Raw genomic sequence first — 24,797 nt, forward strand, 5'->3', positions numbered from 1 at the left:
AAGCTGAAACAGCCTTGCCCGCCCGCCTTTCTCTTTACACAGCAACGCCAGTTCCAGGGAGCTGTTTTCCATGAGCGCCGAGTCTGCAGTGTCACCGGGGCGGGACGAGCACTACATCCGCGCCATTCGGCGGATCTTCCGTACCTGGCGGGGGCAGCGGCCTTTCTGGGCGGGTCTGTTCACCGTGCTCGGCGGAATCCCTATCGCCTACTTGCCGTACGCGAGCTTCAAGCTGGGGCACATGACGCTCGCCATGTCGACGACCGCGGGTGCGGGTTCGCTGATCGTCGGCGTGTTGCTGGTCACCCTGGGACTGACGATGTGGTTCCACGCAATCGTCCGGGTGTTCGCGGGCGTCGCCACGATTCTGCTGGCGCTGATCTCCATTCCGATCGCCAACCTCGGCGGCTTCCTCATCGGTTTCCTGTTCTCGCTCATCGGCGGTGCGCTCGCGCTCTCCTGGGCCCCGGGAAAGCCCGCCGCGGATTCGGCTCCGGCCAAGGAGCCGGCGCCGGAGCCCGGTCCCGCCGAGGCACCCGTACCGGAGCAGTGGGACAGCTACGGCACGCACGCGCACGAGACAACCATCGAAGCCAACGGCGGGAGGAACAGTGCCGGGTGATGTCACACCGCTGACCACGGTGGGAGGCGATGGGACGCAGGCCAGAAAGGGGCCGCGGCACGCGGCCCCCCGCAAGCCCCTGCTGAACAAGCTCCAGATGCCGGCCGGCAAGGCGATAGCCCTGGCAGCGATGCCCACCGCCGTCTTCCTGGGCATGGGTCTCACCCCCAAGCTGGCACTCGCCGAGGACAAGGACATCCCGTTCGCCCCCGGCCCGTGCGTGACCCGCTCGGACGAGCCGACGGCCTCCGAGTCGCCCAAGCCGTCGGACTCGGCGAAGCCGTCCGAGACGCCGTCGGAGAAGCCCGACCCGTCCGCCAGCAGTTCGACGGGCGACAAGGACGAGCCGAAGCCGAGCACGACCCCGTCGGCCTCCGAGTCGAAGCCTGCGGACGCCCCGGCGCCGTTGACGAACCCGACGACTCCGGCGCCCAGCGAGACGGCGACCAAGAACCCGCTCGACCCGCTGGGTGTGGGCGACGCGCTCAAGGACCTGTTCGACGGCCCCGACAAGGAGCCCACGGCCACCGCGACGCCGAGCGCGCCCGCGAGCACCGAGCCCGCCGACAAGCCGACGCCTTCGACGACGCCGTCCACCAAGCCTTCCGAGGAGCCGTCCACGAACCCCGTCGACAGGGTGGAGGAGTCGACGGACAAGGCCAAGGAGGCGATCAAGGACGCGGCCGACAAGGCCGGGGCGACGACCGAGGAGCTGGACGACGCGGTCAAGGGCCTCGACCCCAAGAAGGACGAGGACATCCCGGACGGCGCCAAGCCGCGCTTCCCGTGTCCGACATCGGACCCGAAGGCGCTCGCCGCCGCGGACCTGGAGCAGGGCATCCCGCTGCTCCCGGACGACCCGTGGATCCTGGAGAGCTCGATGCTCACCCTGAAGGGCCTGGACTACAAGGGCATCGTCGAGGTGAAGACGGGCAGCGGCAAGGTCAAGAAGGTGCTGAAGTTCACGGCTTCGGGCGTCGACATCAAGGACCTCCACCAGCTGGTGGTCGGCCCCAACGGCACGACCGCGCACGTCGAGGCGGACAAGGGCTCCACGTCGACGATCACCAACGGCACGGTGACGATGTACACGGAGGAGCTGAAGGGCAACCTCTTCGGCCTCATCCCGATCACGTTCAGCCCGCAGACGCCTCCGCCGCTGAATGTTCCGTTCGCCTTCTTCACCAACGTGAAGGTGACGCAGGCCGGCCAGTTCGGTGGGACGCTGAAGGTTCCCGGCCTGCACAACTACTTCACCGGTGGCAAGAACTAAGACCCGTCCGGGAGCCGCACAAGGCTGTGGGCCGCACCCCTTTCCGGGGGTGCGGCCCACAGTCGTTGTCACCTCAGCGAGCTGAGCGCCGTAATCCTGATGCGCTTGGTTCTGCCCAGTTCGGAGAACAGCCGCAGAACCTCTCTGTCTTGAGGAAGCCGCCGAACCGCAGGAAGGTGGCGATGTCATTGGCTGATCCTGGTGTGCCCTTGCCACCCACGCCGAACAGCTCGTCGCCCGCATAGGGCTTGTACGCCGCCCCGAAGCTGTCGTCAGTGGTGTCGAAGGCGTCGAAGACACTCTTGGCCTTGTCCAGGGATGTCTTGCCGGGAAGCGGCTTGGCGTCCTCGAACGTCTTGTAACGATGTCGCGCTGCTTGCCGAAGGTGAAGGCGAGGATGTCCTCGCCGAACTCCGGCGCGTGGTAGTCCCGTCCGCCCGAGCTGTTGTCGGCGGCGTAGGGCTTGTTGGTCTCATTGAGCTTGGCCTGGCGGGCCGCGAAGGTGGCCCCGTAGGCCTGGCCCGCCTCCTTGTCCCGGTCCAGGGCCTGCCCGAGCGGCCCGAAGCTCCAGTCCTTGATCGCCGCGTGGACATCCGCGTCCGTCCCCGACAGCGCCGTGTTCGCGACGGTCTTCATCTCCGGACCGCCGTAGTGCACGCCCCGCGACACCTGGCAAAGCGGTCCTTCCGGGCCTCCGCGCCCAGACTGATCCGTATCGTCCGCTGGTACGGGTCGGTCGGGTTGTCCCCCGGCTCGTCCGCCTGCGCGGGTACCGCGTACACCAGTCTCATCAGGATCGAGGACGCGGTCGCCAGAGCGGTGCCGGCGATCCCTCGTGCCCAGGCGCGTCTGGCGCGTCCGTTTCTCGGCAGCATTGTTCTTCGCACTTCTCAGCCTGTCTTCTCGGCAAAAGGTCGGCCCAGGAAGGAAGCGCGGAATCAGGGAACCCGTGTGGTCTGATGGGTCGTCAAAACTGCTCTGGTCAGAGCGAAAAGGCCCCAGGGCGCACCCATGGGGCACGCCCTCCCCCCGAAGGCGTGTTGATCATTACACGGGTGGCCCGAAGGCGAAAAGGGCGGAGAGCCGTCTCGCCCGTCGTCCACCTGTGGACGCGCCAAGGGGAGGGGGCTCGCTCGGTACCCTGACGAACAAACTCTGGCCGCACGAGCTCGAATGGCGACGCCGAGTGGACGTGGATGCTGGAGCGGGACGGAGAGCGGGACCATGGCGAGGCCCCATCAGGAGTTCGGTATCGACTTCGGACTCAGCGGACTCATCAAGTGGTTCCACTATCCGCGGGTCGGGAGCGAGGCCGCCGGGCTGGACGTCATCGCGAGCAGCGCGGACCGGTACGAGGGCGCGTTCGCGCGCCGGCTCCTGGAGGATGCCCTCCGGCTGCTGGATTCGCCGCTGTCCGGCCAGGCGGTCACCACTCTCTGGCTGGCGGGGACGTTCCGGGACTTCGACCTGGAGCGTCTCGGTATCGACGGCCGGCAGTGGCTGCGCCGGATTGCCGACATCTGCACTGCCCGGATCCGCCGGGACGACCCGTCCTTCACGCCCACCGTTCCCGCGGCCGCTCCGGTCGGGGGGCTGAGCGACGCCGTCCTGGCCGAGATCCGCGCGGTCGGCGCGGCCTTGGAAGCCACCAGTGCCAACCACTCCTACAGCGCGGTCCCGTATGTGGTGCCCACGCTGGAGCGGGTCGTCACCGAGGTGGACCCGGAGCTGGGCTTCCGGCTCTTCCTGCGGGCGATGAAGGCGTTCTTCGTGCCGATCAGTGATGCCACGTACGACCGCTACGTCGCGCTCGGCAAGTTGCTCGGCCTTGACGAGGCCGTTGTCGACGACGGGGACTTCAACTGGTTGGACCAGGGGCTGAGCCCGCGGTAAGCAAACGCCGAGGGCGGTACCCCGGATCCCGTCCGGGGTGCCGCCCTCGTCACATGTGGAGACGGGCCGCGTCAGGCGGGCGTCCCGCCGCCCAAGTGGTGCACCCGCACCATGTTCGTCGTGCCCGGGACGCCCGGAGGCGAGCCCGCCGTGATGATCATGGTGTCGCCCTCGTTGTAGCGCTGCAGCTTCAGCAGCGCCGCGTCGACCAGGTCGACCATCGCGTCCGTCGTCTCCACGAACGGTGCGAGGAAGGACTCCACGCCCCAGCTCAGAGCCAGCTGGTTACGGGTGGACTCGTCCGTCGTGAAGGCCAGGATCGGCTGCTTGGCGCGGTAGCGGGAGAGCCGGCGGGCCGTGTCGCCGGACTGGGTGAAGGCGATCAGCGCCTTGCCGTCCAGGAAGTCCGCGATCTCGCACGCCGCGCGGGCCACCGAACCGCCCTGCGTACGCGGCTTCTTGCCCGGGACCAGCGGCTGGAGGCCCTTGGAGAGCAGCTCCTCCTCCGCGGCGACGACGATCTTCGACATCGTCTTGACCGTCTCGATCGGGTACGCGCCGACCGAGGACTCGGCCGACAGCATGACCGCGTCCGCGCCGTCGAGGATGGCGTTGGCCACGTCGGACGCCTCGGCGCGCGTCGGGCGGGAGTTGGTGATCATCGACTCCATCATCTGGGTCGCCACGATCACCGGCTTGGCGTTGCGGCGGCACAGCTCGATGAGGCGCTTCTGGACCATCGGGACCTTCTCGAGCGGGTACTCGACGGCCAGGTCGCCGCGCGCCACCATCACGCTGTCGAACGCCATGACGACGTCCTGCATGTTGGCGACGGCCTGCGGCTTCTCCACCTTGGCGATGACGGGGACCCGGCGGCCCTCCTCGTCCATCACCTTGTGGACGTCCTTGACGTCGCTCGCGTCCCGTACGAAGGAGAGCGCGACCAGGTCGCAGCCCAGCCGGAGGGCGAATCGGAGGTCCTCGACGTCCTTCTCGGAGAGGGCCGGGACATTGACCGCCGCGCCGGGCAGGTTGATGCCCTTGTGGTCGGAGATCACTCCGCCCTCGACGACGATCGACTTGACCTGTGTGCCCGTGACCTCGATGACGCGCAGCTCGACGTTGCCGTCGTTGATCAGGATCTGGTCGCCCTTGGAGACATCCCCGGGCAGACCCTTGTACGTGGTGCCGCAGATCGACTTGTCGCCGGGGACATCCTCGGTGGTGATGGTGAATTCGTCGCCTCGGACCAGTTCGACCGGGCCCTCGGCGAACGTTTCCAGACGGATCTTGGGACCCTGCAGGTCGACGAGGACGCCGACCGCGCGGCCGGTGTCCTCGGACGCCTTGCGCACGCGGTGGTACCGCTCCTCGTGCTCAGCGTGGGTCCCATGGCTCATGTTGAGTCGGGCCACGTTCATGCCGGCCTCGATGAGCGCTTTCAGCTGCTCGTAGGAGTCGACGGCGGGGCCCAGTGTGCAGACGATTTTGGAACGGCGCATAAGGCGGATCCTATCGGTTTGTTTCTCTGCGGAATATTCCGTCTGGTGGAAAGTACAAATGGGCGGTCTGTCGCTCAGACGTGGGCCCTCATACGCCCTCATACGCCCTCATACGACGCCCTCGGGGGCGACCAGAGCGAACGTCTGCTGGGCGATCTCCAATTCCTCGTCCGTCGGGACCACGGCCACCGCGACCCGGGCGTCCGCCGCCGAGACGATCCGCGCCTCTTCGGAACGTACGGCATTGAGCTCGAGGTCCAGCGTCAGACCCAGCTCCTCCAGACCCGCGACGGCGGCCTCGCGCACCGGCGCCGCGTTCTCACCGACTCCGGCTGTGAACGCGATCGCGTCCACCCGGCCGAGGATCGCGTAGTACGCGCCGATGTACTTCTTCAGCCGGTGGACGTAGATGTCGAAGGCGAGCTGCGCACGCTCGTCGCCCTCGTCGATCCGGCGGCGGATCTCCCGCATGTCGTTGTCGCCGCACAGACCCACCAGGCCGCTCTTCTTGTTGAGCAGTTCGTCGATCTCGTCCGCCGACATTCCGGCGACCCGCTTGAGGTGGAAGGTGACCGCGGGGTCGATGTCACCGGAGCGCGTACCCATCACCAGACCCTCCAGCGGCGTCAGCCCCATCGAGGTGTCCACGCACCGGCCGCCCGCGACCGCCGAGGCGGAGGCTCCATTGCCGAGGTGCAGGACGATGACGTTCACCTCGGACGGGTCCTTGCCGAGCAGGGCCGCCGTCTTGCGGGAGACATACGCGTGCGAGGTGCCGTGGAAGCCGTAGCGGCGGATCCGGTGGGCGTCCGCCGTCTCGACGTCGATCGCGTACCGCGCCGCCGACTCCGGCATCGTCGAGTGGAAGGCGGTGTCGAAGACCGCGACCTGCGGAAGGTCCGGGCGCAGCGCCTGAGCGGTACGGATACCGGTGATGTTCGCCGGATTGTGCAGCGGAGCCACCGGGATCAGGCGCTCCACCTCGGCGAGCACCTCGTCGGTGATCAGGGTCGGTTCGGTGAACTTCAGACCGCCGTGCACCACCCGGTGGCCGACCGCCGCCAGTTCGGGAGAGTCCAGGCCGAGCCCGTCGAGCACCAGTTCCTCGGCGACCGCCTTCAACGCCGCGCTGTGGTCGGCGACCGGGCTGGTGCGCTCGCGCTTCCCGGCACCGCCGCCGGTCAGCGGCGTGTGCACCAGACGGGACGTCACCTCGCCGATCCGCTCGACCAGGCCGACAGCCAGCCGCTCGCCGTCGCGCATGTCGAGAAGCTGGTACTTGAGCGACGAGGAGCCGGAGTTGAGGACGAGAACGCGGGTGGCGGTCATGCGGGGATCTCCTGACCCTGGGACTGGATCGCGGTGATGGCGACCGTGTTCACGATGTCGCTGACGAGCGCGCCGCGCGAGAGGTCGTTCACCGGCTTGCGCAGACCCTGCAGCACCGGCCCGACGGCCACGGCGCCGGCCGAGCGCTGCACGGCCTTGTAGGTGTTGTTGCCGGTGTTGAGGTCAGGGAAGATCAGCACCGTCGCCCGGCCCGCCACCTCCGAGTCCGGCAGCTTCGTCGCCGCGACGGACGGCGCCACGGCCGCGTCGTACTGGATCGGGCCCTCGACCCGCAGATCCGGACGGGACTCCCTCACCAGCTTGGTCGCCTCGCGCACCTTGTCGACGTCCGCGCCCGAGCCCGAGGTGCCCGTGGAGTACGAGAGCATCGCGATCCGCGGGTCCACGCCGAAGCGGGCCGCGGTCGCCGCCGACTGGACCGCGATGTCCGCGAGCTGCTCGGCGTTCGGGTCCGGATTGACCGCGCAGTCGCCGTACACCAGCACCTTGTCGGCCAGGCACATGAAGAAGACCGAGGAGACGATCGATGCGTCCGGCTTCGTCTTGATGATCTCGAAGGCCGGGCGGATCGTCGCGGCCGTGGAGTGCACCGAGCCCGACACCATGCCGTCGGCCAGGCCCTCCTGGACCATCAGCGTGCCGAAGTAGTTCACATCCGCCACCACGTCGTACGCCAGCTCCACCGTCACGCCCTTGTGGGCGCGCAGCTGCGCGTACCGCTCGGCGAAGCCCTGGCGCAGCTCGGAGGTCTGCGGGTCGATCAGCTGGGCGGACGCGAGGTCGACGCCGAGGTCCGCGGCCTTCTTACGGATGACCTCGGTGTCGCCGAGGAGGGTCAGGTCGCAGACGTCACGGCGCAGCAGTACGTCGGCGGCGCGCAGCACCCGCTCCACCGTGCCCTCGGGCAGCACGACACGGCGGCGGTGGGCGCGGGCCTGCTCAAGGAGATCGTGCTCGAACATCATGGGCGTGACCCGGCCGCTGCGGGCCACCGAGATCCGGTCCAGCAGGTCGGCGGTGTCGACATGGCGCTCGAAGAGGCCGAGCGCGGTCTCCGCCTTGCGCGGCGTGGCGGCGTTCAACTTGCCTTCCAGCGAGAAGAGTTCGGCGGCGGTGGGGAAGCTGTTCCCGGAGACCGAGATCACCGGGGTGCCGGGCGCGAGCCGGGCGGCCAGCGTGAGGATCTCCTTGCTCGGCCGCTCGTTCAGCGTCAGCAGGACGCCCGCGATGGGCGGGGTGCCCGCGGAGTGCGCGGCGAGCGCGCCCACCACGATGTCGGCGCGGTCGCCGGGGGTGACCACCATGCAGCCGGGGGTCAGGGCGTTCAGCAGGTTCGGCAGCATCGCACCGCCGAAGACGAAGTCCATCGCGTCCCTGGCCAGTCCCGCGTCGTCGCCGAGCAGCACCGTGCCGGCCAGCGCATGGGTGATCTGGGCGACCGTGGGGGCCGCGAGTGCCGGCTCGTCGGGGAGTACGTAGCAGGGCACCGGGAGGCGGGCCGCAAGCCGCTCGGCTATGATCTCGCGCTCCTCGGGGGCGACCCGGTTGACAGCCATGGCGAGGATGTCGCAGCCCAGCACCTCGTACGCGCGATGGGCGTTACGGGTCTCGGCCCGCACCGACTCCGCGGTCTGGCCCTTGCCGCCCACCACCGGGATCACCGAGGAACCGAACTCATTGGCCAGGCGGGCGTTGAGCGCCAGCTCGTCGGGGAGCTGGGTGGCGGAGAAGTCCGTGCCGAGAACGAGCACGACCTCGTACTCCCGCGCCACCTGGAGAAAGCGCTCGACGAGCCGGGAAACCAGCTCGTCGGTACCCTTCTCGGCCTGCAGTGCCGCGGCCTCGTGGTAGTCCATGCCGTACACCGTCGCCTCGTCCTGAGACAGCCGGTAGCGCACTCGCAGCAGGTCGAAGAGCCGGTCGGGTCCGTCGTGCACCAGCGGCCGGAAGACACCCACCCGGTCCACCTGGCGGGTCAGGAGCTCCATGACTCCCAGCTCGACGACCTGGCGGCCGTCCCCGCGGTCGATCCCGGTCACGTACACGCTGCGCGTCACGCGTGCTCTCCCGTCCATGCTGTGGCGTACACATCCTGTGGATCCAGCTGAATCCGCGACCCCGGGCGTGCAAAAAAACCGCTCGGGGGCGGCATTGCCCTCTTGACAATACCTCTGTGGGTAGGTAGAGCGCCCGCCGGGCGGGGGCTGGTCCAAAGGTCTCCGAGCACGGTCCAAGTGCCATCCGGCGGAGTAGCTGAGAGCGCGGGTCCCCGCAAGTCCGTGGAACAATCGAACCTGGGCTCACATGTATCACTGACGAGCAGGAGACACAGCACGATGCGCATCGGAGTTCTCACCGCAGGCGGCGACTGTCCCGGCCTGAACGCAGTGATCCGGTCGGTCGTGCATCGCGCCCTGACCGGGCACGGCGATGAAGTCATCGGTTTCGAGGACGGGTTCAGGGGTCTCCTCGACGGCCACTACCGTCCGCTCGACCTCAACGCGGTCAGCGGCATTCTCGCCCGCGGCGGTACGATCCTGGGCTCCACGCGCCTGGAGCGCGGCCGACTGAGTGAAGCCGCCGAGAACGCCCCGGAGTTGGCGCGGCAGTACGGCATCGACGTGCTCATCCCGATCGGCGGCGAGGGCACGCTCACCGCGTCCCGGCTGCTGTCGGAGGCCGGGATGCCCGTCGTCGGCGTACCGAAGACCATCGACAACGACATCTCCTCCACCGACCGCACCTTCGGCTTCGACACCGCCGTCATGGTCGCGACCGAGGCCATCGACCGTCTGAAGACCACCGCCGAGTCCCACCAGCGCGTCATGGTCGTCGAGGTCATGGGGCGGCACGCCGGCTGGATCGCGCTGGAGTCCGGCATGGCGGGCGGCGCGCACGGCATCTGTCTGCCGGAGCGGCAATTCCAGGTCGAGGACCTGATGAAGATGATCGAGGAGCGCTTCTCGCGCGGCAAGAAGTTCGCGGTCATCTGCGTCGCCGAGGGCGCGCATCCGGCCGAGGGCTCGATGGCGTACGAGAAGGGCGAGATCGACCAGTACGGTCATGAGCGTTTCAAGGGCATCGGCAACCGTCTCGCCGCGGAGCTGGAGCACCGGCTCGGCAAGGAGGCCAAGCCGGTGATCCTCGGGCATGTGCAGCGCGGCGGTACGCCCACCCCGTACGACCGGGTGCTCGCCACGCGCTTCGGCTGGCATGCCGTGGAGGCGGCGCACCGAGGTGAGTTCGGCATGATGACGGCGCTGCGCGGCACGGATGTCACGATGGTGCCGCTGGCGGAGGCGGTCACGCGGCTGAAGACCGTGCCTGCCAGCCGGATGCGTGAGGCGGAATCGGTCTTCTGACCCTGCCCTTTGGGACGTAGGCCCTGACCTCTGTTCCGACGTCGGTTTCTGGCTCCGGCTGCCGAACGGCCTTGATCGCACCCCCCGTGTGCGATCAAGGCCGCTCGTCTATCCCCGCCGGTTTCCGCAGTGGTTGGCGCAGATCACTCTTGAGTTGAACGGCGCGAATGGCAAGGCTGTTCCCTGTCCGGGACATGTCCCAGCCCTGTCCCAGCAGGTGGAGTGGAAGATGGAGGGACGGATGGACCCAGCCGGGCACGGTGCGCCTGATCCCGAACAGGCGCACAGCTCCGCCGAGTTCGTGGCCCGGATGCAGCAGCTGAAGGACTGGTCCGGCCTGACCTACCGGGAGTTGACGGCCCGGGCGGAAGCGGTCGGCGACGTACTGCCGCGCTCCACCGTCGCCAATATGCTCAGCCGCAGCACGGTGCCGCGCGAGGAGCTGGTGGCGGCGTTCGTACGCGCCTGCGGCTGCGGCCCGGGAGCGACCGAGAGCTGGCTGCGGGTCCGAAAAGAGCTCACCCGGCGTGAGCGACAGGCCGTCGAGGTCCCCGACTACGGCGTCGGCGAACAGGAGGCCGGCCCCGGGCCGGAGGAGGCGAAACCACCTGAGCCGCCGCGCCGGTCCTGGCGCTCCCGTGCGAAGTGGCCGGCCGTCGTCGCGCTGGGTGCGGCCGCGGTGGCGGTCACCATCGCCTTTCTGCTGCCGGAGGACGACAAGCCAACGGCGGAGCGTCACGCGGCTGTGGTCGCACCGGCGCCAGGACCCGTAGAGATCAGGGTCGTCCACTCCGGACTCTGTCTGGCCGAGCACGCCGGGCAGCGGAGCGGACAGCTCTACCAGGAGCCGTGTGCGTCGGACACCATCCCGCGCTTTGCCCTGAAGCCGGTCGAGCCCGCCTGGCGGATAGAGACGGATCACCGCGACTTCGGTCCGGGCTGCACCGGTGTGGGGGAGAAGTCGACAAAGGCGGGCGCCCCGCTCGCGGACCAGGAGTGCGGCAAACGCGGACCGGCCGAGGCCTTCCGGCTGGAGGCAGTCGGCAAGCCGGTGCGCGGCTACCGGCTGAGGCCGCTGCACAGCGATCTCTGCGCCGGGGTGCAGGACGCCTCGAAGGAGCGCGGGGCGCGGATTGTGCAGCAGGTCTGCACGAAGGACGCGCGGGGGCAGCTGTTCTCGTTCGACCGCGATGCCCCCGCCAACGGCAACTAGGCGTGGGTCAGTTGCCAGAAGTGGTCGACGATCCGCTCCAGGAACTCCCGGCCCGGCTCCCCGGTGTCCTGTGAGGCGGAGCCCCAGCTGAGCGTCGCGACCATACGGGACTGGTAGTCGGCGTGCAGCTCCTCCAGTACGTCCTCGAGATGGCCCCGGTCCATCGGCAGCATCTTCACCACCGGGCGTACATACGCCTGCCAGCGCGCCTTCACCGCGTCCCGCAGCAACTCCGCCAGCTCCTCGTCCTGGCCGGTCGCCGTCAGCAGCTCGCGTGGTGTCAGGTCCAGCACCTCGGCGAGCGCCGCGGTCTGCCGTTCATTGCCGCGCCAGCGCCCCGACTCCTCCATCCGCAGATACGCGGCGGCGTCCACGCCGACCCGCAGCGCCAGCTCGTCGGGGGCGAGGCCTTGCGCCATCCGGTGCTCGCGCAGGGTCGCCGCGGCGGCGAGCAGCTCACTCTGCGCGCACCACAACACCCCGGCGAGCGCAGTGAGTTCGCGTGAACCGGGCGCGGCGACACCGCGCTCCCAGGCGACCACCGTGTCCGGTGTGATCTGGAGCCCGTACTGGGCGCGGAGACCGTACGCGACATGGCCTGGCGCCATACCCAGGGCCTCGCGCAGTCGGCGCGCGGCGAGGGCGTTGAAGCGTGGAGCGGGGGTGGGGTGCACGCGCACACGCTAGGCGGCAGGAGGGGGCGGCGACTACGGTGCGTTCACCCAACGCCACTTGTCGTAGGAACGTCCGAGCTGATCGTACCCATTGGTAATGTACTGGGTGATTCGTCAGCCCTTGACCGCGCCGCCCAGTGCGAAGCCGCCGCCCAGCCTCCGCGCGATCAGCACGTACAGCACCAGCACCGGCGCCGAGTACAGAATCGAGAACGCCGCGAGCTGCCCGTAGATCACCGAGCCGTAGTTGCCGAAGAAGGTGAAGATCGAGACCGACGCAGGCATCTGCTCCGGGGACAGGATCAGCATGAACGGTACGAAGAAGTTCCCCCAGAGCTGGATGAAGGTGTAGATCGTCACCACTGTCAGCCCCGGGCCCATCAGCGGCAGTACGACCCTGGTGAGCGTCTGCAGATTCGACGCGCCGTCCGTCCAGGCCGCCTCCTCCAGCACCACCGGGACGCCGTCCATGAAGTTCTTCATCAGCCAGATGGAGAACGGCAGTTGGGAGGTGGCGAGGAAGAGCCCCGTACCGTACATCGTGTCGATCAGATTGACCTGCACGAACAGTCCGTACACCGGGACCATGACCGCGGTGATCGGCAGACACGTCGTGAACAGGATCGTCAGCAGAAACGGCCGGTTGAAGCGCGAGTGGTGCCGGGAGAGCGGATATGCGGCCAGCGCCGCGCACCCCACCGTCAGCAGGGTCGCGCCGCCGCACAGCAGCAGGCTGTTGAGCATCGGCGTGAAGGTGATCTCGTCGGTGAGCACCGCGTCGAAATTGTCCGCAGTGAACGACGACGGCGCCCGTACCCGCAGGTCGGCCTCCGCGTTCACCGACGCCAGCAGCAGCCACAGCAGCGGCAGCGCGAAGGCCGCGGCGGTGAGCAGCAGGGCGGCATTGGCGGCGAGCCGGGCGCGGGTGGTCCGGCGCATCACACCTCCACCTTCATCAGGCGCAGATAGACGATCGAGAACAGCGAGCCCACCAGCAGGAGCAGCAGTGCCACCGCCGTGCCGTAGCCGATCAGGCTCTTGAGGAACGCCTGGTCGTACATGAACACCGGCAGCGTCTGGCTGCGGTTGCCCGGGCCGCCGCGCGTCATCGCCCAGATCAGACCGAAGACCGAGAGCGTGGAGAGCGTGTTCAGCATCAGATTCGTGCCGATGGAACGGCGGATCATCGGCAGCGTGATGTGCCAGACCCGGCGCGGCCCGCTCGCCCCGTCGACCTCCGCCGCCTCCGTGATGTCCCGCGGGATCTCGGCGAGCGCGGCGGAGTAGATCAGCATCGAGAAGGCCGTACCGCGCCAGACATTGGCGAAGGACACCGCCAGGATCGGCAGTGTGAAGAGCCAGTTCTGGGACGGCAGATGCAGCCAGTCCAGCACGGCGTTCAGCGTCCCCTCCCGGCGGAAGAAGGTGTACAGCAGAAACGCCGCGACGATCTCCGGCAGTACCCAGGCGGTGATCACCAGGGTCCCGGTGACGGTGCGTACGGGACGGGAGGCGGCCCGCATCAGTCCCGCCAGCGCCAGGCCCAGCGTGTTCTGGCCGAGGACCGCCGAGACGAAGGTGAAGACGAGCGTGAGCCGGACGGCGTTACGGAAGTCGTCGTCCGCGAAGGCCCGGCGGAAGTTGTCCAGGCCGACGAAGTCGGATCCCGACGCGCCGGTCAGCTGGGTGTTGGTGAAGGCGATCCAGACGCAGTAGCCGATGGGTCCCGCGAGGAACAGCAGCAGCAGGACGGTGGCGGGGGCGATCGGCACCCACCGCCACAACCCCGTTCCCCGGGTGCTCACTTGCTGACGATCGCGCCGTCGACGATCGTCTTCAGCTGGTCGTTGTACGCCTTCGCCGCATCCGCGGCCGAGGCATCACCCGTCGTCACCTTCTCCATCGCCTCCCCGATCGCCGTCGACACCTGCGGATAGACGGGCAGCGCGGGCCGGTAGTGGGTGTACTGGACGAGCCCGGTGAAGAAGTCGATGCCCGGCATGGACTTCAGATACTTCGGTTCCGCGGCCACGTCCTTGCGTACGGCGATCTGCGCGGCGACCACGCACCACTGGGTCGCGTTCTCCTTGGTCTGGAGCGTCTTGATGAAGTCGAAGGCGAGATCGGGATTCTTCGACTTCTGCGGGATCGACCAGGCCCAGCCGCCGGACATGGACACCTTGCCGGGCGCCTGGCCGTACTGGGTGGGCATCGGGGTCTGGGCCAGCTCCTTGCCCCAGTTCGGCCACTCCTTGGGCCCCTTGTTCACCCAGTTCTGGCCCATCCAGGAGCCGTCCAGGGAGATCGCGAGCCTGCCTTCGGGGAACCACTCGGTGGCGACCCGCGTGCCGACATTGGGGTCGAGCGCGTCGGAGACGTCCGGGCCGAGCTTCTCCGAGTACACCGTGCGTACGAAGTCGAGCGAGTCCTGGAATCCCTTGCCCGCGGCCACCCACTTCTTGGCGGAGGGATCGTAGAGCGGGTCCTCACCGGTGCCGTACAGCAGCATCTCGAAGCCCTGCATCACGGCCGCCTCGCCGGGGCCCTTGCCGGTGTAGACATTGAGCGGGATGGCGCCCGGGACCTTCTTCCTGACGGTGCGGGCCGCGTCCAGGATTTCCGCCCAGTTCTTGGGCTGCCAGTCGGCGGGCAGACCGGCCTTGGCGAAGATCGCCTTGTTGAACCACAGTCCGCGGGTGTCGGTGCCGTCCGGGATGCCGTACGTCTTGCCGTCCTCCGCCTTGGCCGCCGCCTTCGCCGTGTCGACGAACTGGCCCCACTGGTCCCACTTGGGCAGATAGGTGTCCAGCGGCTTCAAGTACCCGGCCTTGATGTCGGAGTTGATACGGAAGGTGTCCTCGTAGAGCAGATCGGGCGCGGTCTTCGGGGAGCGCATCATCTGCTGCGCCTTGGTGGCGTAGTCGTTGTCCGGTGCCTGGATCGGGATGAGCTTGATCTTCTTGCCCGGGTGGTCCTTCTCGAACTGCTTCTTCGCGGCCTCGAGATGGGCGTCCTTGAAGCGGATCTTGTTGTCGGTGGACCGGTTGTAGGCGACCTTGACGGTGTCGGGGTCGCCGCCGGAGCCGCCGCCGCAGGCGGTGAGTGTTCCTGCGGCGAGCGCGGTGACGGCAGTGATGAGGATCAGTGGGGCGGTGGGGCGCACGGGCACGACCTCCTCTGAGCCGGGGGCTCCGGGCCGGGGCCCGGGCCACGGGGGCTGCCGTGACCGTAGGACCGGCCCCTTCACAAGGTCAATCCCCGTGCAGGGCAAGGTCGTTGAGTGGCGCAATCAGTTGGGTCGCCGGCTCGTCCGGCGGGTTCGGCGCTCTTGTTCAGTGGGTGGCGGGCTCGTTCAGCGGGTGGAGGGCCTCCACCGGTACTGGAGCTCGGGACGCCCGATCTGCCCGTACTGCGGACTGCGCACCGCTCGCCCCTCGGCGACCAGGTGCTCGAGGTAGCGGCGCGCGGTGATCCGCGAGATGCCGACGGCGGTGCCGGCCTCGGCGGCGGTGAGTCCGGTCGTGGACTTGCGCAGGGTACGGGTGACGGCCTCCAGCGTCGGGGCGCTGAGCCCCTTGGGCAGACCGGCGCTCCCGGCGCCCTGGGGCGCACGGAGGGCGGCGAGCGCCCGGTCCACCTCGTCCTGGCCGCTGGCCTCACCGGCTGTGGCGCGGAACTCGGCGTACCGGGTGAGCCTGTCCCGGAGGGTGGCGAAGGTGAAGGGCTTCAGGACGTACTGGACGACTCCGAGGGACACGCCTTCGCGGACGATCGCGAGGTCGCGGGCGGAGGTGACGGCGATGACGTCGGCGGAGTGCCCGGCGGCGCGCAGGGAACGCACGAGCTGGAGCCCGTGCCCGTCGGGGAGGTAGAGGTCGAGGAGGAGAAGACCGACATCGGTCCGCTCGAGGAGGCGTACGGCCTCGGCCCGCGAGTGAGCGACCCCGGCGACGGTGAACCCGGGGACGCGGCCGACGTAGAGGGCGTGCGCGTCGGCGGCGACGGGGTCGTCCTCGACGACGAGAACTCTGATGGGGTCGCTGGTGCTGCTCATGGGGACACCTCGATGGGGCGCTGTGGGCGCGCGGGGGCGTGGGGGCGCCGGGTGCCCGGCGGGTCGGGGTGCGGACGGCGGACGACGCGCCTCGCAGTATGCAGCCCAGGCGGGCCCGGCGCGGGCTGCGGTCGCCGGGTGTGTGGCCCGGGGGTGCGGGATCCGTGGGTGCCCGGTCCGGCTGTGCGTCGGGCGGGGGTGCCTCGGCCCGCAGGGGGCGGCGGCGTCCGGAGGGGAGCCGCGCTCATGCCCGCACCTCCGCCGTGTGCAGCGGCAGTCGTACGGTGAACTCCGCGCCGCCGTCCGGGCCCTCGGCCAGCAGCACCGTGCCCCGGCTGCGGTGCGCCGCCTGCTGGACCAGCGCGAGCCCCAGCCCGCGCCCCGCGCCGTGCGTGGACCAGCCGCGCCGGAAGACCTCCTCGGCGTCGGCGGGGTCGACGCCCGCGCCGGTGTCGGCGACCCGCAGCAGCAGCTCGCCGCGGTCGGCACGCGCGGTGACGGTGACCCGGGCACGGAGCGGCTGTACGGCCGGGCCGTCCGCGGCGGTGACGGTGTCGCGGTCCCGGCTGTCCGCGGTGGTGACGGAGTCGCGGTCCGGGCCGTCCGCGGCGGTGACGATGACGTGTTCCGGGCCGTCCGCGGCGGTGACGATGACCCGATCCTGGCCGTCCACCCCGTCAAGGGCTCCGGCGCCCCGCCCACCCGCCGCTGCCTCCGACGCCGCGTCGACCGCGTTGTCGATCAGGTTGCCCAGGATCGTCACCAGGTCGCGCGCCGGCAGCGACGGCGGCAGAACGCCGTCGTCGATGCGGCTGTCCTCCGCGAGGACCAGCTCCACGCCGCGCTCATTGGCCTGCGCCGCCTTGCCCAGCAGCAGGGCGGCCAGCACCGGTTCGCCGACCGCGCCGACGACGCGGTCGGTCAGCACCTGAGCCAGCTCCAGCTCCGCGGTCGCGAAGTCGACGGCCTCGTCCGCCCGGCCGAGCTCGATCAGCGAGACGACCGTATGCAGGCGATTGGCCGCTTCGTGCGCCTGGGAGCGCAACGCCTGCGTGAAGCCGCGCTCAGAGTCCAACTCGCCCGAGAGCGCCTGCAGTTCGGTGTGGTCCCGCAGGGTCACCACCGTGCCGCGCTGCTCGCCACCGACGACCGGGCTGGTGTTCACGACGATCACCCGGTCGGCCGTCAGATGGACCTCGTCCACGCGCGGCTCGGCCGCCAGCAGCGCGCCCGTGAGCGGGGCCGGCAGGCCGAGTTCGGCCACCGGCCTGCCGACCGCGTCGTCGTCAAGACCCAGCAACTCCCGGGCCGCGTCGTTGACCAGGGCGATCCGCCGTCGGCCGTCGAGCATCAACAGCCCCTCGCGCACGGCATGCAGCGCGGCCTCGTGGTAGTCGTGCATCCGGCTCAGCTCGGCCGCGTTCATACCGTGCGTATGCCGCCGCAGCCGTGCGTTGATCACGTACGTGCCGAGGCCGCCCAGCGTGAGCGCCGCGCCCGCGACACCGAGCAGCGCGGCGACCTGCTGGCTCACCTTCTCGCTGATCTTCTGGATGGTGATGCCCGCGCTGACGAGCCCGGTGATCTTCCCGTCGTCGTAGATGGGCGCCACCGTCCGCACCGAGGGTCCGAGCACGCCCAAGTGCTTCTCGCTGTAGATCTTGCCCTTCAGTGCCTCGTCGATGTGCCCCAGATATTTCTTGCCGATCTCGCCCGGCTCCGGATGCGTCCACCGAGTTCCGTCCGGGGCCATGATCACGACGAAGGTGACGCCCGCGTCCCGGCGCAGCCGCTCCGTATACGGCTGAAGCGGCTCGCTCGGATGCGCGGAACGCGCCGCCGCGATCACCGAGGGCGACCGCGCGACGGCGGTGGCGGTGGCGGTGGACTGCAGCCGCGCCGTCTCCTCGGCCTGGGAGCGGTCGGTGACATACGCGAAGAGGGCGCAGCCCGCCACGATCGCGGCGACCAGCACGACCTGCATCGCGAAGAGCTGCCCGGCGAGGCTGCGGGGGCGAGGTATGCGCATGCAATCAGTCTGCCTGGCCGATTTTGTGTGAACGAAACGAACGTAAGGGTGACCGGCGTCACAGGCTGGTGGATAGTCACGGCATCCATAGGGACATGGACGAATTGGAATGAGGAGGACCCCGTGGCTACTGGAGCCGTCAGGCGGGACCGTACCCACTATCTCTATATCGCGGTGATCATCGCGGTTGCGCTGGGCATCACGGTGGGCCTGGCTGCCCCCGAGTTCGCCGTTGAGCTCAAGCCGCTGGGTACCGGCTTTGTGAATCTGATCAAGATGATGATCTCGCCGATCATCTTCTGCACGATCGTGCTGGGCATCGGCTCGGTACGAAAGGCCGCCAAGGTCGGCGCGGTCGGCGGCATAGCGCTCGGCTACTTCCTGGTGATGTCGATGGTCGCCCTCGCCATCGGCCTGGTCGTCGGCAACATCCTGCAGCCCGGTGACGGCCTCGCGCTGACCGACGCGGTCAAGGAGGCGGGCCACGGCCAGGTGTCGGCCGAGGCCAAGCCCCCGGTCGAGTTCGTGCTCGGGATCATCCCGACAACGATCGTCTCCGCCTTCACCACCGGTGAGGTTCTGCAGACCCTGCTCGTCGCGCTGCTCGTCGGCTTCGCGCTGCAGGCGATGGGCTCGGTCGGCGAGCCGGTGCTGCGCGGTGTCGAGCACATCCAGCGGCTCGTCTTCCGCGTTCTTGCCATGGTGATGTGGGCCGCGCCGATCGGCGCCTTCGGCGCGATCGCCGCCGTCACCGGGTCGGCCGGTCTGGACGCGCTCAAGAGCCTCGCCGTGCTGATGCTCGGGTTCTATGTGACCTGCTTCCTCTTCGTCGTCATCGTGCTCGGCACGCTGCTGCGCCTTGTCGCGGGCCTCAACATCCTGACGCTCTTCAAGTACCTGGGCCGTGAGTTCCTGCTGATCCTGTCCACCTCCTCCTCCGAGTCCGCGCTCCCGCGGCTCATCGCGAAGATGGAGCACCTGGGTGTGAGCAAGCCGGTGGTCGGCATCACCGTTCCGACCGGCTACTCCTTCAACCTCGACGGCACCATGATCTACATGACGATGGCCTCGCTCTTCATCGCCGACGCGATGGGCCAGCCCATGTCGATCGGGGAGCAGATCCCGCTCCTCCTCTTCCTCTTCGTCGCGTCGAAGGGTGCGGCGGGCGTCACCGGGGCCGGGCTGGCCACGCTGGCGGGCGGTCTGCAGTCGCACCGGCCGGAGCTGGTCGACGGCGTCGGCCTGATCGTCGGTATCGACCGCTTCATGAGCGAGGCGCGTGCACTGACCAACTTCGCGGGCAACGCGGTCGCGACGGTGCTGATCGGGACGTGGACGAAGGAGATCGACAAGCTGCGGGTCGACGAGGTGCTGGCCGGGAGGATTCCGTTCGACGAGAAGACGCTGCTCGACGACGGTCACGCTGACGCGGCGCCGGAGGCGGACGTGGACGTGCCCGAGCCGCGGGAGGGGGACGAAGCGGTCCTGAAGGTCTGACCGGCGGCCGCCGGTACCGAACTGCTGGTGCGCGTCAGGCCGTTGAGGACGGCCTCATCCACTCCGCCCTCCGCCTCCCCCCTTGGCGGAGGGCGGGCACTCCTCACGCTTCCTTCGGTCCGGCCTCTTCCGCGAGGCGGGCCAGGGTGTCGAATTTGCTGCCCCACACGGACTGGAGAAAGCCGAAGAGCGGTCCGAGGGCTTCCCGGTCGGCCCGGTAGAACCGCTTGGTCCCGTCCTTGCGCAGTGTCACCAGGCCCGCGTCCCGCAGCACCTTCAGATGCTGGGACACCGCGCCGAAGGTGACCTCGAAGCGGGCCGCGATCTCGCCTGCGGGCAGCTCGTCGTTCCAGATCAGCCGGAGGATCTCGCGCCGTCTGGGCTGAGCGATCGCCTGTACCAGGTCCACGCTCCTGATTTTAGTCGAGCCGCAATCTGCTTTCCCGTCCTACAGCCCCGCCACGAGCCCCCGCGCCCGCTCCGCCCCGACCCCCGCCGAGAGCAGCGCCGTCGTCGCCGCCGCCCGCCCCGCCTCGGCCGGAGCCAGGGCGCCGTCGTTCACCGCCTCCATCAGGCCGAACAGCTGCTGCTCGTGGACGTACGCGAGAGCCGCCGCCGGCAGCGGAGAGGTGAAAGCGCCCTCGTCCATGCCCTGTTCGAGCAGGTCCAGACAGGACTTGCGGACCGGGGCCAGGCGTTGCTTGATGCCCTCCATCGTGACGCTGCGCTGGGCCAGGGCCACCAGTAGGCGGTAGCGGTCGGCGATCTCCCAGACCGCGAGTGTCGCGCGGGCCAGCGCCTCGGAGGGGTCTGTCACGCCCTCGCGGCCGCGGGCGTGAGCCTCCGCGACCGTGGCGACCGCGTCGTCGACCAGGGCCGTGATCAGCGCGTCGCGGCTCGGGAAGTGGCCGTACACGGTCCGGCGCACCACGCCCGCCGCGCGGGCCAGCTGGTCCATGGACGCGTCGGGATCGCGCAGCAGCTCCGTGAGCGCGACCTGCATGATGCGGCGGCGATTGGCGTCGGCCCGGCCGCTGCTACCCGTGGTACCCGTCGTCATGGCTCCATTTTGCACACGCCTGTGCATTGACGTAAATTGCACAGCAGTGTGTAGTTGCACACGAGTGTGCAAGATCATGGAAGGTGGAGCCCCCATGTCCCTCGTCATGAAGCGGCCCGTCGAGCAGATGGACCGGCCCTACGCCCGGCGCTGGTGGGCGCTGCTCGTGCTCTGCCTGAGCCTTCTGATCATCGTCATGGCGAACACCGCGCTGACCGTCGCCGCCCCCGACATGACCAAGGACCTGGGCCTGACCAGCTCCGATCTGCAGTGGGTCATCGACGGCTACACCGTCCCGTACGCCGCGCTGATGCTGCTGCTCGGCGCGATCGGCGACAAATACAGCCGCCGCGGCGCCCTCGTCCTCGGACTCCTCGTCTTCGGCGCGGGCGCGGTCGCCGGATCGCTCGTCGACAGTTCGGCCGGGGTCATCACGGCCCGCGCCGTCATGGGTGTCGGCGCCGCGATGATCATGCCCGCCACGCTCTCGCTGCTCGCCGCGACCTTCCCGCGGGCCGAGCGCGCCAAGGCCATCGTCCTGTGGACCGCCACCGCCGGGCTCGCCATCGCCGCCGGGCCGCTCGTCGCCGGCGCGCTGCTGGAGAAGCACGGCTGGGCCTCGACGTTCCTGATCAACGTGCCGATCGCCGCGCTCGCGATCGTCGGCACGCTCGTCCTCGTACCGCCGTCGAAGGCCGCCCACCACGACCGGATCGACTACACCGGCGGGCTGCTCTCCGTGGTCTGGATCGGCTCGCTCGTCTACATGATCATCCAGGGGCCGCACTTCGGCTGGGGCGCCGAGGCGATCACGGCCGCCGTCGTCGCGGGCGTGGGCCTGGTCCTGTTCGTGGTCCGGGAGCTGCGCCACCCGCGTCCCGTCCTCGATGTGCGCCGCTTCGCCCACCGCGGCTTCGCCGGCGCCAACCTCGCCGTCGCGCTCTTCTTCCTCGCGGTCTTCGGGGCCTTCTACTACCTCACGCAGCATCTGCAGTTCGTCCTCGGCTACAACCCCTTCGAGACCGGTGTACGGATGCTTCCGCTCGCCGGGGCCGTCTTCGTCGGCTCCGCGCTGACCGGCTTCCTCACCCCGCGCCTCGGTATGAAGGTCACTGTCACGGCGGGCATGGTCGGCGGTACGGCCGCGCTCGCCCTGCTCACCCGTATCGAGACGGGATCGGCGTACGGCGACTTCGTACTGCCGCTCGTCATCCTCGGGCTCGCGATCGGCCTCGCGCTCTCACCCTGCACCGACGCCATCATGGGCGCGTTCCCCGAGTCCGAACTCGGCGTCGGCGGCGCCGTCAACGACACCTCCCTCGAGCTCGGCGGATCGCTCGGGATCGCCATCCTCGGCTCGGTGCTGGCCGGTTCGTACTCCTCCCACCTTGCCGATGCCGTGGGAACCAAGCTCCCGGCCGGGGCCCTCGACGCCGCCCAGGACTCGGTCGGCGCGGGCCTCGCCGTCGCCCAGCAGGTCGGCGTCCAGGCGGGGCCCCAGCAGGCACAGGCCCTGGTGGACGCGGTGAACGGCGCCTTCTCGGACGCCGTCGCGCACACCAGCCTGGTCGGCGCGGTGATCCTCGGCGTCGGCACGGTGCTTGTCGCGGTGCTGCTGCCGCGCCGCGGCAGGGCCGCCGAGCCGCAGGTCGCGGCCGAGGAGGAGCCCGAGCACGCGCTCACGGGCCGGTGATCCGTGAGCCTGCGGTACGGACCGCGCGGGAGGAACCGGACCGCACGGACCGGACGGACCGGACCGGGACGCCCTGACCCGCAGGCTGCTGGGCGTCCCGGACCGGATTCGCACGAAGGGGGCTCACTGCTGGATCGGGTTGCCGTCCGTCCCGCAGATGTACCCCGCGACGATGCAGTTGGCCACCCGGCGCTTCAGCTCACCGTCTTCCCAGGCGTTGAAGAAGTCGCCGTGGAAGGTGTAGCCGGGCTGGTCGGTCACATTGACGCCGTTTCTGGTGCCCGCGAGCGTCAGCCCGCCGCCGTTGACCGGCCAGGTGATCAGCAGCTCCAGCCGCGGCACGACCACGGGGTGCGAAGCGGGGCAGGTCTGACCGGCCGCGTACGCCATGTGGTCCCGGTGGTTGGCACTGTCCAGGTTCTTCCCGTCCCAGCAGGTCGGGAAGTCCAGATAGTTCTCCAGCTTGGTGCCGGGCGGGCAGTTGATGAACTCCCGGCTGGACTCGGGCCGCCCCACGCACGACCAGCGCGCTGCCGGGTTCTGGTCGGGAGAGGTGGCCAGGGCGTTGCCGACGACGTAGCGCAGACCGCGCGGATGGGCCACGGCCCGGGTGTGGTCGGTGATGCCCTGGTAGTAGACGGTGACCCGCTCGGGGGCCACCGGGACTCCGTTCTTGTAGAGGGTGGGGGTCCAGTACGAGGAAAGGTCCACCGTGGGCGTGCAGTTGGTGGTCCCGGCGGCCAGCGACTGGAGCGTCGAGGCCGCGTTCGCGGTCCTGTTCCCGTAGAACTCATGGATGTGCGAACGGCCCACCTGCCCCGGGAAGACGATCGGGTCGTCGCCCTTGCGGTGGCTGGAGAAGCAGTCCGCGCGGAATTCGCTGCCGCGCACCGGGGCCGCGGCCTGTGCGACGATCGCGGCCGTCTGGGCGGCGGTGAAGGTGTAGGCATGGCCGTTGTGGCCCGACATGGCACGGTGGGATGCGGTGTGACCCGAAACGGTGTCGGAAGCCGCCCGTTCGGTCCTCGCGGTGATCCATCCCGCCGTGATCAGGAAGATCACGGCAGCAAGGCTCGCGAGCAGTCGGCGGAACATTGCGGTCCTCCTCGATTCACTGGGCACTGGGTTCACTGGATTCAGTCGAAGGGGATGCGTACGACGGACTGGTTGCCGACGCCGACCGTGCTGGCACCGCCGCCGATGGCGTTCCAGACCTCGATCTGCACCTTGCCGTTCGCCAGATCGCCGAGCGCCCCGGTGGACGACTTGAGGCCCTTCGCCTGGGTGTAGTGCTCCCAGCCCGCGACGGGGTCGGTGGCGAAGTAGTTGTACGTCTCCGTCCGGTCCCAGCTCCCGTCGCCCGTACGGTCGTAACTCACCCTGATCTGCTGGCCGTTGGCCACCGTGGAGCCCGCATCGAGGAACAGGTCGAACTGCGTCGAGCCGCCGTTGTACTTCCTGGTGATCCCGGCCGAGGTGAAGATCTGCGGGTTGTGCGGGGTGCCGTCGTGGTTGGCGCCGCCTGCCGTGGCGAGGCTCACCGTCGAGGCCGATGCCGACGCGTCGCCCGCGCCGCCTCCCGTACGCAGATACAGCTGGGAGGAGCCGGAGGGCGGGGGAGTGGTGGGCGGGTCGGTCGTGGGCGGTGTCGTGGGCGGGGTGGTCGAGCCGCCGCCCTTGGTCCAGACGGCGATGTAGTCGACGAGCATGGGGCGGCCGGGGACGGTCGCGGGCGTCGGGGTCTTGCCGGCCAGCGCGTCGGGGAACGCGCCGCCGATCGCGACATTGAGCAGGATGAAGTAGCCCGCGTGGTTGGTCATGTTCGCCCAGGTCCCGGCGTCCACGCGGTTCTCGGCGACGCTGTGGAACAGCTGGCCGTCCACGTACCAGCGCAGTTCATTGGGAGAGGTGGAGCGGTCCCACTCGAAGCGGTACGTGTGGAATGCGGACTGGCAACTCGCGCCGGGGCAGGCGCGGTTGTTGGCGATGCCGCTGGTCTCGTTGCAGGGGCCGCCGGGGTTGACCCCGCAGTGCAGCACACCCCAGACGGAGTTGATGCCGTTGACGTTCTCCATGATGTCGAACTCGCCGATGGACGGCCAGTTCCAGTAGTTGCCGCGGTAGGGCGCGCCGAGGGCCCAGAAGGCGGGCCAGTAGCCGAGCGCGGACTGGCCGGTCACATTCGGCATCTGGATCCGGCCCTCGATGCGCAGCGTTCCCCCGGCCGGGGCCTTGAAGTCGGTGCGCTTGGTCTCGACACGGCCGGAGGTCCAGTTGCCCCCGCCGTCCCGGAGGGGGGTGATGCGCAGATTGCCGGTGCCGTCGAGGCTGAGGTTGTCGGGGTTGTTGGTGTAGTTCTGGATTTCGCCGGTGCCCCAGTTGCCGGGCCCGTTCGGATAGGCGTGGCCGAGGTCGATCTGCCAGTTGGCCGACGAGGGCAGGGTGCGGTTGGCGCCGTTGAAATCGTCGCTCCACTGGAGATTCCAGCCGGGCGTGGGCGGTACGTCACCGCGAGCCGACCCCGCGCCGGTCACGGCGATGAAACCGGCGAGGGCCACGGTCATGGCGACGATCA

General features: G+C 69.3%; 20 protein-coding genes. 7 read left to right on the plus strand and 13 right to left on the minus strand.

Annotated elements, in window-relative coordinates; translation table 11 throughout:
• Positions 1-70 precede the first annotated feature (70 nt).
• From ACFYXH_RS19140 to ACFYXH_RS19150, 3 genes are all read left to right on the plus strand, one after another.
• Positions 71-622 carry a DUF6114 domain-containing protein gene (locus tag ACFYXH_RS19140; protein ID WP_389564070.1) on the plus strand — a complete coding sequence of 184 codons (552 nt, stop codon included), beginning with the start codon at positions 71-73 and terminating at the stop codon, positions 620-622.
• Entirely contained in the window at positions 612-1,895 is a 1,284-nt protein-coding gene (locus ACFYXH_RS19145) for a hypothetical protein (protein WP_389564073.1), read from the plus strand. Before ACFYXH_RS19140 ends, ACFYXH_RS19145 begins: the two co-directional genes overlap by 11 nt.
• Positions 1,896-3,119: 1,224 nt before the next feature.
• Positions 3,120-3,788 (plus strand): hypothetical protein, encoded by a 669-nt coding sequence (locus ACFYXH_RS19150; protein WP_389564074.1) that lies wholly within the window; start codon positions 3,120-3,122, stop codon positions 3,786-3,788.
• Between the two features lie 71 nt (positions 3,789-3,859).
• Here the strand turns inward: ACFYXH_RS19150 and pyk are convergent, their stop codons facing one another.
• The 3 genes from pyk to pta form a co-directional block, all read right to left on the minus strand.
• Complete coding sequence (gene pyk / locus ACFYXH_RS19155; RefSeq protein ID WP_327326161.1) at positions 3,860-5,290, minus strand: pyruvate kinase; 1,431 nt, start codon at positions 5,288-5,290, stop codon at positions 3,860-3,862.
• 108 nt (positions 5,291-5,398) lie between these two features.
• On the minus strand, positions 5,399-6,619 hold the full coding sequence (locus ACFYXH_RS19160; protein ID WP_389564078.1) for an acetate kinase: 1,221 nt from the start codon (positions 6,617-6,619) through the stop codon (positions 5,399-5,401).
• Positions 6,616-8,697 carry a phosphate acetyltransferase gene (gene pta / locus ACFYXH_RS19165; protein WP_385305631.1) on the minus strand — a complete coding sequence of 694 codons (2,082 nt, stop codon included), beginning with the start codon at positions 8,695-8,697 and terminating at the stop codon, positions 6,616-6,618. The genes ACFYXH_RS19160 and pta overlap by 4 nt, the downstream gene beginning before the upstream one ends.
• 279 nt (positions 8,698-8,976) lie before the next feature.
• On the opposite strand from pta, the gene ACFYXH_RS19170 reads away from it, so the two are divergent.
• Positions 8,977-10,002 (plus strand): ATP-dependent 6-phosphofructokinase, encoded by a 1,026-nt coding sequence (locus ACFYXH_RS19170; RefSeq protein ID WP_327326164.1) that lies wholly within the window; start codon positions 8,977-8,979, stop codon positions 10,000-10,002.
• A gap of 241 nt (positions 10,003-10,243) precedes the next feature.
• Entirely contained in the window at positions 10,244-11,215 is a 972-nt protein-coding gene (locus tag ACFYXH_RS19175; RefSeq protein ID WP_389564083.1) for an RICIN domain-containing protein, read from the plus strand.
• On the opposite strand, the gene ACFYXH_RS19180 is transcribed toward ACFYXH_RS19175, so the two are convergent.
• From ACFYXH_RS19180 to ACFYXH_RS19205, 6 genes are all read right to left on the minus strand, one after another.
• Positions 11,212-11,889, minus strand: a complete 678-nt coding sequence (locus ACFYXH_RS19180; protein ID WP_389564086.1) for a helix-turn-helix domain-containing protein — start codon at positions 11,887-11,889, stop codon at positions 11,212-11,214. The genes ACFYXH_RS19175 and ACFYXH_RS19180 overlap by 4 nt on opposite strands.
• 114 nt (positions 11,890-12,003) lie before the next feature.
• On the minus strand, positions 12,004-12,828 hold the full coding sequence (locus ACFYXH_RS19185) for a carbohydrate ABC transporter permease (RefSeq protein ID WP_389564088.1): 825 nt from the start codon (positions 12,826-12,828) through the stop codon (positions 12,004-12,006).
• The gene (locus ACFYXH_RS19190) at positions 12,828-13,694 is read right to left on the minus strand and encodes a carbohydrate ABC transporter permease (protein WP_389564090.1); all 867 of its coding nucleotides are present in this window, start codon (positions 13,692-13,694) and stop codon (positions 12,828-12,830) included. Before ACFYXH_RS19190 ends, ACFYXH_RS19185 begins: the two co-directional genes overlap by 1 nt.
• Entirely contained in the window at positions 13,691-15,052 is a 1,362-nt protein-coding gene (locus ACFYXH_RS19195; protein ID WP_389564093.1) for an extracellular solute-binding protein, read from the minus strand. The genes ACFYXH_RS19190 and ACFYXH_RS19195 overlap by 4 nt, the downstream gene beginning before the upstream one ends.
• Positions 15,053-15,241: 189 nt before the next feature.
• Positions 15,242-15,943, minus strand: a complete 702-nt coding sequence (locus tag ACFYXH_RS19200) for a response regulator (RefSeq protein WP_389564095.1) — start codon at positions 15,941-15,943, stop codon at positions 15,242-15,244.
• A gap of 244 nt (positions 15,944-16,187) precedes the next feature.
• Positions 16,188-17,972, minus strand: a complete 1,785-nt coding sequence (locus ACFYXH_RS19205) for an ATP-binding protein (RefSeq protein ID WP_389564098.1) — start codon at positions 17,970-17,972, stop codon at positions 16,188-16,190.
• 123 nt (positions 17,973-18,095) lie between these two features.
• Here ACFYXH_RS19205 and ACFYXH_RS19210 point away from each other — a divergent pair, with 123 nt between their 5' ends.
• A complete protein-coding gene (locus tag ACFYXH_RS19210) occupies positions 18,096-19,469 on the plus strand; it encodes a cation:dicarboxylate symporter family transporter (protein ID WP_389564100.1) in 1,374 nt (457 codons plus the stop codon).
• Positions 19,470-19,572: 103 nt separating this feature from the next.
• On the opposite strand, the gene ACFYXH_RS19215 is transcribed toward ACFYXH_RS19210, so the two are convergent.
• Together ACFYXH_RS19215 and ACFYXH_RS19220 are read right to left on the minus strand one after the other, a co-directional pair.
• Entirely contained in the window at positions 19,573-19,878 is a 306-nt protein-coding gene (locus tag ACFYXH_RS19215) for an ArsR/SmtB family transcription factor (protein ID WP_389564103.1), read from the minus strand.
• Between the two features lie 39 nt (positions 19,879-19,917).
• The gene (locus ACFYXH_RS19220; RefSeq protein ID WP_389564106.1) at positions 19,918-20,529 is read right to left on the minus strand and encodes a TetR/AcrR family transcriptional regulator; all 612 of its coding nucleotides are present in this window, start codon (positions 20,527-20,529) and stop codon (positions 19,918-19,920) included.
• 94 nt (positions 20,530-20,623) lie between these two features.
• On the opposite strand from ACFYXH_RS19220, the gene ACFYXH_RS19225 reads away from it, so the two are divergent.
• Positions 20,624-22,222, plus strand: coding sequence for an MFS transporter (locus ACFYXH_RS19225; protein WP_389564108.1), 1,599 nt, complete (start codon positions 20,624-20,626; stop codon positions 22,220-22,222).
• A 123-nt stretch (positions 22,223-22,345) separates the two neighbouring features.
• Here the strand turns inward: ACFYXH_RS19225 and ACFYXH_RS19230 are convergent, their stop codons facing one another.
• On the minus strand, positions 22,346-23,317 hold the full coding sequence (locus ACFYXH_RS19230; protein ID WP_389564111.1) for a DUF1996 domain-containing protein: 972 nt from the start codon (positions 23,315-23,317) through the stop codon (positions 22,346-22,348).
• A 41-nt stretch (positions 23,318-23,358) separates the two neighbouring features.
• Positions 23,359-24,786 (minus strand): glycoside hydrolase family 16 protein, encoded by a 1,428-nt coding sequence (locus tag ACFYXH_RS19235; RefSeq protein WP_389564749.1) that lies wholly within the window; start codon positions 24,784-24,786, stop codon positions 23,359-23,361.
• Positions 24,787-24,797: the final 11 nt, after the last annotated feature.

This window comes from Streptomyces sp. NPDC002730 (assembly GCF_042888805.1).
Taxonomy (GTDB): domain Bacteria; phylum Actinomycetota; class Actinomycetes; order Streptomycetales; family Streptomycetaceae; genus Streptomyces.